The following is an 827-nucleotide window of genomic DNA, read 5'->3' on the forward strand; positions in this document are numbered from 1 at the left end:
TTCATGGATGGCTAACGGGCAGGTTTGTTAAAGAAGGAATATAAACAGAATTGGTAGAATAAGTAAATTGGATATAAATCTTAACGTCTAAATATTAATAAGGGGAGAAAGTCTATGGGAACTAACGAAGTAAAAAGTTTAAACTAAAATAAGCACGGGGGGTTAAAAAATATGAAACAATTGGGGACGCTATACTTTTTCTGTGGAAAAATGGGAGCTGGAAAATCAACTAAATCAAAACAATTGGCGATAGATAAACATGCGGTACTGTTGTCTGAGGATGAATGGCTTTCATCTCTTTATCCCAATCAGATTGCATCATTTGAGGACTATCTAAAATTCTCAGCGCAGCTCAAGCCGTTGGTGAAAAAGCATGTCCAAAACATATTAAGTGTCGGTACAGATGTAGTGATGGATTTTCCAGCTAACACTCAAAAACTGCGAAAGTGGTTTTTGGATATGGCGTCAGAGGTCAATGCAAACCATCAACTAATTTTCCTTAATCTAGAGAACGACCAATGCTTACGTCAAATTGCACAAAGGCGTAACGAACAACCCGAAAGAGCAGCTTTTGACACTGAAGCGGTGTTTATTCATGTTACTAAATTTTTTGAAGTACCAGAGGCATCCGAGGGTTTAAATATTTTAGAGTTTAGCGGAAAAGAATAACAAGGAGTTCAATGATTCGTGTGTACAGAGTACCTTTTGTTCTGGGAGGTGCTATATGATTTAAAATGAAATGTGAGTAAGAAAAGTTTCAATGTATCTATGTTAATATCGAAGTAACTTTGTGAAGTGGTACACTTAAACTACCATGAAAATAAACT

Annotated in this window: 1 protein-coding gene; it reads left to right on the top strand. The window is 36.0% G+C overall.

Annotated elements, in window-relative coordinates:
- Positions 1-171 precede the first annotated feature (171 nt).
- A complete protein-coding gene (locus V7112_RS18225; protein ID WP_335422476.1) occupies positions 172-669 on the top strand; it encodes an AAA family ATPase in 498 nt (165 codons plus the stop codon).
- Positions 670-827 lie beyond the last annotated feature (158 nt).

The sequence above is a fragment of the Bacillus sp. JJ1566 genome, assembly GCF_036962685.1.
Classification (GTDB): domain Bacteria; phylum Bacillota; class Bacilli; order Bacillales; family Bacillaceae_L; genus Ferdinandcohnia.